We start from the raw sequence: 7037 nt of genomic DNA, 5'->3' as shown, positions 1-7037 counted from the left end.
TTAACATGAACGTACCCGTATGGGTTATTTTTTTTGCAATTAATTAGTGTTGCACTTGATATTGTAATTTATCATAAATAAAAAAATACTAGCTATATCAAAGAAAAATTTATTATATAAATCTTCCTTTAATATAGCTAGTTTAACTAAATTATAATACTTTTGATAAAAAGTCTATTGTTCTTGAGTTTTTTGGATGTGAGAAAATTTCTTCTGGAGTTCCTTGTTCAACTATATTTCCTGCATCCATAAATAAAATTCTATCTCCAACTTCTCTTGCAAATCCCATTTCATGAGTAACAACTACCATTGTCATACCATCTTTTGCAAGATCTTTCATAACACTTAATACTTCACCAACCATTTCTGGATCTAATGCAGATGTTGGCTCATCAAATAGCATAACATCTGGCTCCATAGCTAAAGCTCTTGCTATTGCTATTCTTTGCTTTTGTCCACCTGAAAGTGATGATGGATAAGCTTTTGCTTTATCAGTTAGGCCAACCCTCTCTAATAATTCAAATGCTTTCTTTTCTGCTTCAGCCTTACTAATCCCCTTAACCTTAATAGGTGCTATTGTTAAGTTTTCTAATACAGTCTTATGTGGGAATAAATTAAATTGTTGGAATACCATCCCCATCTTTTCTCTGATCTTATTTATATCAACCTTTTTATCAGTTATACTATTTCCTTCAAATACTATTTCTCCTGATGTAGGTTCTTCTAATAGGTTTAAACATCTTAAAAATGTACTTTTTCCTGATCCTGATGGTCCTATTACAACTACAACCTCACCTTTTTTTATATGCTCATTTATTCCTTTTAAAACATCATTTTTTCCAAAACTTTTATGAAGATTATTAACGTGAATCACTTTTTTTCATTCTCCTTTCTATAAGAGATATAATTCTACCTAATGTAAATGTCATAATAAAGTAAAATACTGCTGCTACTATGTATGGCTCTAATCCAAGATATGTAGAACCTACAACAACTTTCCCTGCAAACATTAATTCATTAACACCTATTATTGAAGCCATTGATGATTCCTTAATTATTGCAACGAATTCATTACCTATAGCAGGTAAGATATTTTTAACAGCTTGTGGTATTACAATTAACATCATTGCTGTGCTCTTTTTCATTCCTAAACTTCTTGCAGCTTCCATTTGACCCTTGTCCACTGCTTCTATACCAGCTCTTACTATTTCTGATACATATGCTGCTGAATTTAATGCAATTGCTATAACTGCTGATGTAAATGGACTTAAATCTATTCCAAAGAACATCTTAGATCCTGCATACATAATTAAGATTTGTAATAACATTGGTGTTCCTCTAATTATTTCAATATAAACAACCGCTATTATCTTTAAAGGCTTTATATTCCAAATATGAAAGTTTGACGTCTTCATAAAGAATAATAAAGATCCAAATAGTGCTCCAAAAAATACTGTAATTAACGAAATTAATAATGTATATTTAACCCCTTCAAAATAGTAAGGTAAATAATTTGGCACGAAGCTAAAATCAAAATTCATTTTTTTCATCCCCCTCAATATCAACTATTCATAGTAATATATTAATAAAATTTACTATTTAACAGTTTAGAGAACATAGTTACATCCCCTAAACTGCTATAACTAAATTCTATATTTATTATTCAGCAACTCCTGCACTTGCAGCTAATTCATTTGCTTTTAATATATAATCGTCCATCTTTCCTGATTCATTTAATTCATTTATAACTTCATTTATTTTAGCTAATAATTCTGGATTATTTTTAGCAACACCTACTGCATTACCACCAGTTTTTTCTTCATAAGTAGGTTCACCTACTGCTAAATCTGGATTATTTTTAACTGCCATTTCAGCAACCGGCTTTTCCATTACTATTGCATCAACTTTTCCAGATTTCAATTCTAATATTAAATTATTAACATTAGCTAGTAATTGTAAATCCGCATTTGGAATTTCTGCCTTTGCTATTTGTTCTTGAGTTGATCCTAGTTGTGCTCCAACTTTTGCACCTTCTAAATCAGCAAATGTTTTATACTTGTCTGCATCTTCAGTTCTTACTAATATTCCATGTTGTGAGTTATAATAGATATCTGAGAAATCTACAACTTTAGCTCTTTCTTCAGTTGGATTCATTCCTGAAATTACAACATCAACCTTTCCTGCTGGCAATGCTGATACTAATGCATCAAAATCCATTTCTTGAATTACTAATTCAACCCCTATTGCATCAGCTATTTCATTAGCTATATCTACATCAAATCCACCAATAACATCTTTTCCATTTTCATCTATGTAGTGGAATTCATATGGTGCATAATCCGCGCTCATTCCTACAACTAATTTACCTTTTTCTTGTATTGTTTCTAATAAGTCAGTGCTATTATTATCTGATGCTTTGTTACTTGATGCCCCACATCCAACAAAACCCATAGTCATTACTCCTAACATTACTGCTGCTATCACTTTTTTCATTAATCCTTTTTTCATATTTAAATCCCCCTCGACTATTCATTGTTAATCTTTTCCTTGACCTCGGTATAATTATACAACACATTATCATATTTATGCAACACTCTTTTTGATTTTTTTATATTTTTTTATATTTATGCATAAATATTATAGTTTTTATGAATATTTATATAACATTTATGAAATTTATAATATTTTCCTACAATTCCCTTATTTTTTTATACATATTTTATACATATCTTCTGCATATATATTTATATTTTCTTTCAAAAATAGCAAGCAATAATATTAAAATTAAATTATTTCATTAAATTTGTCCATTTTTATATCCATCATGAATAAAATATTATGAATAACTTAATTTTATTAGGAGTGAAATTAATGACAACACTAAAAGAGAGACATCTCTTTCCTGGTGGAAACACCTCTAAAGGCTTCTATTCATTTTATAGATATGTACTTTCTCAAGATGATGCAAAACGTATACTTTGTATAAAAGGTGGCCCTGGTACTGGAAAATCTCAACTTATGAAAAAAATTGCTGCTTATTTCAGCAAAAAAGGATATACAATAGAATATCATCATTGTTCTTCAGATCCGAATTCTTTAGATGGAGTTTTAATTAAAGAATTAAACATAGCTTTATTAGATGGTACATCTCCACACATTGTTGATCCTATAAATCCTGGAGCTGTAGATGAAATACTTAATATGGGTGATGCCTTAGATATGGATGTACTTTCTAAAAACAAAAAAGAAATTATCTCTTTAAACAAGGAAATTGGTAAGAACTTTAAAAGAGCTTATAGATATTTAGGCTCTGCTAAATGCATTCATGATGATTGGAGCAGTCTAAATTACGAATCTTTAGATTCTAATAAGATTTCTAATATTATCGAAAACCTAAAAAATAATATCTTTAAGTCTGATAAAATTGGATATGGCGGCGAACGTCATCTTTTCGCAACTGCAATTACACCTGATGGAATAATTACTTATGCTGATCAGCTTAGTAGTGAATTTAAAAAGAAATATGTATTAACAGGTGGCCCTGGCTTTGGTAAGACTGATATTTTAAAATTTATAGGCAGTAGTGGTCAAAAGAAAGGTTTCTTTATTGAATATATGCATGATCCTTTTGTTCCTGAAAGAATCGAGCATATTTTTATTCCTGAATTATCAACCTGCATTATAAGCAATAATGAAATTAACCAAGCTAATTATACTGGTATTGAATATAATTTATTTGACTACACTAAATCTAATTTACCATCTTCAAAAATTGACGATATAAAATATAATAGTAATTTATTCTATGAATTAGTTAATAAGAGTATTTCTTTAATCCATAATGCTCATATATTACATGACGAATTAGAAAGTTATTATATTAAAGCAATGGATTTTTCTGTTGCTAATGATATTTATGATAATGTTATTAAGAAATTAAGTAAATACGAATAAATTAAAAAGATTACATCAATGTTATTAAATATTGATGTAATCTCCTTTTACTTTTTTTACTTAACAACCAATTAAATTACTAACCATAATCCAATAATTTAAATATGTTTTTTTCTCAAAAATATGATACTACATTTTTAATATTCCCTGTTTCATTCCATCGATTAAAACTTATTCTCTTTTTGGAATTAAAATATAATTTGATAAGTTAATATTTAATTTTTATCAAACCTCATATTTTGTATATTTTTACAAAGCAAATTCATTTTATTTATTTTTATTTATTCACTATAACATAAATCATTTTACACTAATTCATCTCAAGGGTATATCATATGTCTTTCATCCCTATACGAATCTGTTATATCAAATTGTTGTTAACAACAATTTGATATAACAGATTCGTATAGGACTTAACTGCTACTCTATAATCTTATGTCTGACTATAAATTTCATTTATATATAATCTAGAAAAAGCAACCTTTTTTAACTTTTAAGTAGCACAACTAAACCACTATCTAATTTGAATAGTGGCTTCTTAATCATCACAATATATAATAAAAATTCTCCCTCATTTTCTGACTATATATCAACACTTTATTTTTAGAATTAAGTTTATACTTCTAATTCTTTTAGTTTTATTGAATTCCATGTAATATACGTACTTATTTCTACACCTAAATTAATTTTAAATTTTATTCTTTCTTCAATTGGTATACAATTTTTATATTCACCATTATTTTTATATTCAAAAGCCCTCAAACTTAAATAATCACTTAGGTATTTACTTGCAATACCTCTAAATTTTTTTAGCCATAATTTAGCTTTAATAGAATACTTTCTATGAGTGTTTTTCTCAATTTTCTCATTTAACTTGCTCTTATTTACTTCTATGAATACTTTACAAAAATAATCAAGTCTTGCATCTATCATTCCAACTATGTATGCCTTCTCATCTATGCGTTGTATTAATTTTTTCTTTATTTCATTAAATCCAAAGTACCTTCTACCAGCTATAACTGAAATTATGTTAATAGAATCATTTACACCATTAATAGTTACAATCTTATCTCTTTCTTTAGTATTTATATTTCTACTACCTTTAAAATTCTCAGTTGTTACTAGCTTAGTAAACTCTACATAAGAATCTATTCTTTCAATATGATTTTTTATCTTTAAATCATGTAAAAATCTATGTCTCCAATAAAATGACGTTACTAAAGTAATATTTAATGCTTTAGCACATTCCCTTAATGTTAGTCCATTAATAAAAACATCATAGTATTTTACACAGTTCTCCTTAAATTTTTTAGAACATCTAAAAGGATTATTGCTCTCCTTAGTAAATGTTTTTTCACATTTTGTATTCTTACATCTATATCTTTGAATTCCTTTATAACTTCCAAACTTAATAAATTCAGTACATTCGCAATATGGGCATTTTTCACTTTTATCCTCAATATTATCTACTTTTAATTCATTTATAATTTTATTATTTCTTCTCTGATTTATAATTAATTTTTTATATGCATTTCTCATAACTCATCACCAGTTATGATTATTAACATATGACTTAAGTTCTAAACCGCATTATTATAAAATTTATTCATTTAATAAAGTTTTTAGTATAAAAAGGGATGGTTTAAAAATAACCATCCCTTTTTATCAACATAATCTATTTATTTTCTTAAATCTTCATTTTTAACTATAACATCATACCCTGTGTAAGCTAATGCTAATGCTGCAACTAATAATCTATCATGAGCCTTATCTGTAGTTGTAGTATCAGCCATTTTAGTTGTATGCCCTGATAGCGGACAATCTGTTAACCCTATATACGGATGAATTGTTGGAGCAACATGACTCACATTACCTATATCACTTGATGCTAAGCTCTTTTCTGGAGCATTTATTTCTGTAATTCCTAATGTTCTTAAGTTTTCATTAAACATTTCTGATAATGTTTCATTAGTTTTTAAGTTATCATATGGTAATTCATATCTATCCATTTCTAAAGTTGCACCAGTCATTAAGGCTGCCCCTTCGGCAATCTTTTTAACTTTTTCTAAAACATCATAAACTTTTTCTCTAGTTTCTGCTCTTAAATAGAATTGTGCTACGGCTTCATCTGGAACTATATTCGCAGCAACTCCACCCTTAACAATTATTCCATGCATTTTTACATCTGGAGTTACATGTTGACGAAGTGCATCTATTCCATTGAATAATTGAATAACACTATTTAATGCATTTATTCCCTTCTCTGGACAAGCTGCTGCATGAGCTGTTTTACCTTTGTATGTAAATTGAATTGCATATAGTGCATTACTTGATCCACTTGCTCTTGTTTCCCCTGCTGGGTGTACTATCATTGCTGCATCTAATTCATCAAATGCTCCAGCTTCTGTTAAAATAACTTTTCCACCATTTGTTTCTTCTGCTGGTGTTCCATAAACTATAACTTTACCACCAATTTCAGATAAAACTTTACTTAATGCAACTCCTGCTCCAGAAGATATAGGCCCTATCATGTTATGTCCACATCCATGTCCTATTTCAGGAAGTGCATCATATTCACATAAATATCCTACTGTTTTTCCTGGTTTTCCACTATCAAAAGTAGCTTTAAATGCTGTTTCCATCCCAGCATAAGGACATTCTATTTCAAATCCATGCTCTTTTAAGAATGTTGTTAATGCTTCAACAGCTTTATATTCTTCGTTTCCTAGCTCTGGATTATTGTATATGTAATCACTTATTTCTACTAATTTTTCTTTAATTAATTGACCTTCATTATATATTCTTTCCTTCATTTATTCTTCCTCCCTTGTAAAACAAATTAATAAGAAATTTAGTTAGTAATTAATAGTTTTAGGTTAGTATTTGAATATAAAGCCTCTAGGAGCTTATTACTAATATTCCTTTAAAATTCAGTTTAATTGAATTTATTCTTAAACTACTACCTACAAATTATAAGCTACAAACTTATAATTCCTAACTATTACTTACTAACTAATAACTATTTACTATTACTTACCAACTCTTAAATATTGATCTAACTTTTAACTATTAATTCTTAACCA

6 protein-coding genes are annotated in these 7037 nt (G+C 28.0%); 1 reads left to right on the top strand and 5 read right to left on the bottom strand.

Annotation, left to right across the window (positions count from 1 at the left end):
* Window positions 1-151: 151 nt before the first annotated feature.
* From HCG70_RS05240 to HCG70_RS05230, 3 genes are all read right to left on the bottom strand, one after another.
* Window positions 152-874, bottom strand: a complete 723-nt coding sequence (locus HCG70_RS05240; RefSeq protein WP_042397552.1) for an amino acid ABC transporter ATP-binding protein — start codon at window positions 872-874, stop codon at window positions 152-154.
* A complete protein-coding gene (locus tag HCG70_RS05235; protein ID WP_221697537.1) occupies window positions 861-1541 on the bottom strand; it encodes an amino acid ABC transporter permease in 681 nt (226 codons plus the stop codon). Before HCG70_RS05235 ends, HCG70_RS05240 begins: the two co-directional genes overlap by 14 nt.
* Window positions 1542-1659: 118 nt before the next feature.
* Window positions 1660-2508: a transporter substrate-binding domain-containing protein gene (locus tag HCG70_RS05230; protein WP_042397558.1), complete on the bottom strand. Its 849-nt coding sequence runs from the start codon at window positions 2506-2508 to the stop codon at window positions 1660-1662.
* Between the two features lie 363 nt (window positions 2509-2871).
* On the opposite strand from HCG70_RS05230, the gene HCG70_RS05225 reads away from it, so the two are divergent.
* Window positions 2872-3954, top strand: a complete 1083-nt coding sequence (locus HCG70_RS05225; RefSeq protein ID WP_042397561.1) for a PRK06851 family protein — start codon at window positions 2872-2874, stop codon at window positions 3952-3954.
* A 615-nt stretch (window positions 3955-4569) separates the two neighbouring features.
* On the opposite strand, the gene HCG70_RS05220 is transcribed toward HCG70_RS05225, so the two are convergent.
* A complete protein-coding gene (locus HCG70_RS05220) occupies window positions 4570-5493 on the bottom strand; it encodes a hypothetical protein (protein WP_221697536.1) in 924 nt (307 codons plus the stop codon).
* Window positions 5494-5633: 140 nt separating this feature from the next.
* The gene (locus tag HCG70_RS05215) at window positions 5634-6767 is read right to left on the bottom strand and encodes a M20 family metallopeptidase (protein WP_042397570.1); all 1134 of its coding nucleotides are present in this window, start codon (window positions 6765-6767) and stop codon (window positions 5634-5636) included.
* Between the last annotated feature and the right edge of the window lie 270 nt (window positions 6768-7037).

This window comes from Clostridium sp. K04 (assembly GCF_019734375.1).
GTDB classification, from domain to species: domain Bacteria; phylum Bacillota; class Clostridia; order Clostridiales; family Clostridiaceae; genus Clostridium; species Clostridium saudiense.
This window is presented reverse-complemented; position numbering and strand designations above follow the sequence as displayed.

What these genes read in the sequence shown, in the direction of transcription:
- HCG70_RS05215 (WP_042397570.1), bottom strand. Translation starts at nt 6,767, where the DNA reads ATGAAGGAAAGAATATATAATGAAGGTCAATTAATTAAAGAAAAATTA.
- HCG70_RS05225 (WP_042397561.1), top strand. Translation starts at nt 2,872, where the DNA reads ATGACAACACTAAAAGAGAGACATCTCTTTCCTGGTGGAAACACCTCT.
- HCG70_RS05230 (WP_042397558.1), bottom strand. Translation starts at nt 2,508, where the DNA reads ATGAAAAAAGGATTAATGAAAAAAGTGATAGCAGCAGTAATGTTAGGA.
- HCG70_RS05235 (WP_221697537.1), bottom strand. Translation starts at nt 1,541, where the DNA reads ATGAATTTTGATTTTAGCTTCGTGCCAAATTATTTACCTTACTATTTT.
- HCG70_RS05220 (WP_221697536.1), bottom strand. Translation starts at nt 5,493, where the DNA reads ATGAGAAATGCATATAAAAAATTAATTATAAATCAGAGAAGAAATAAT.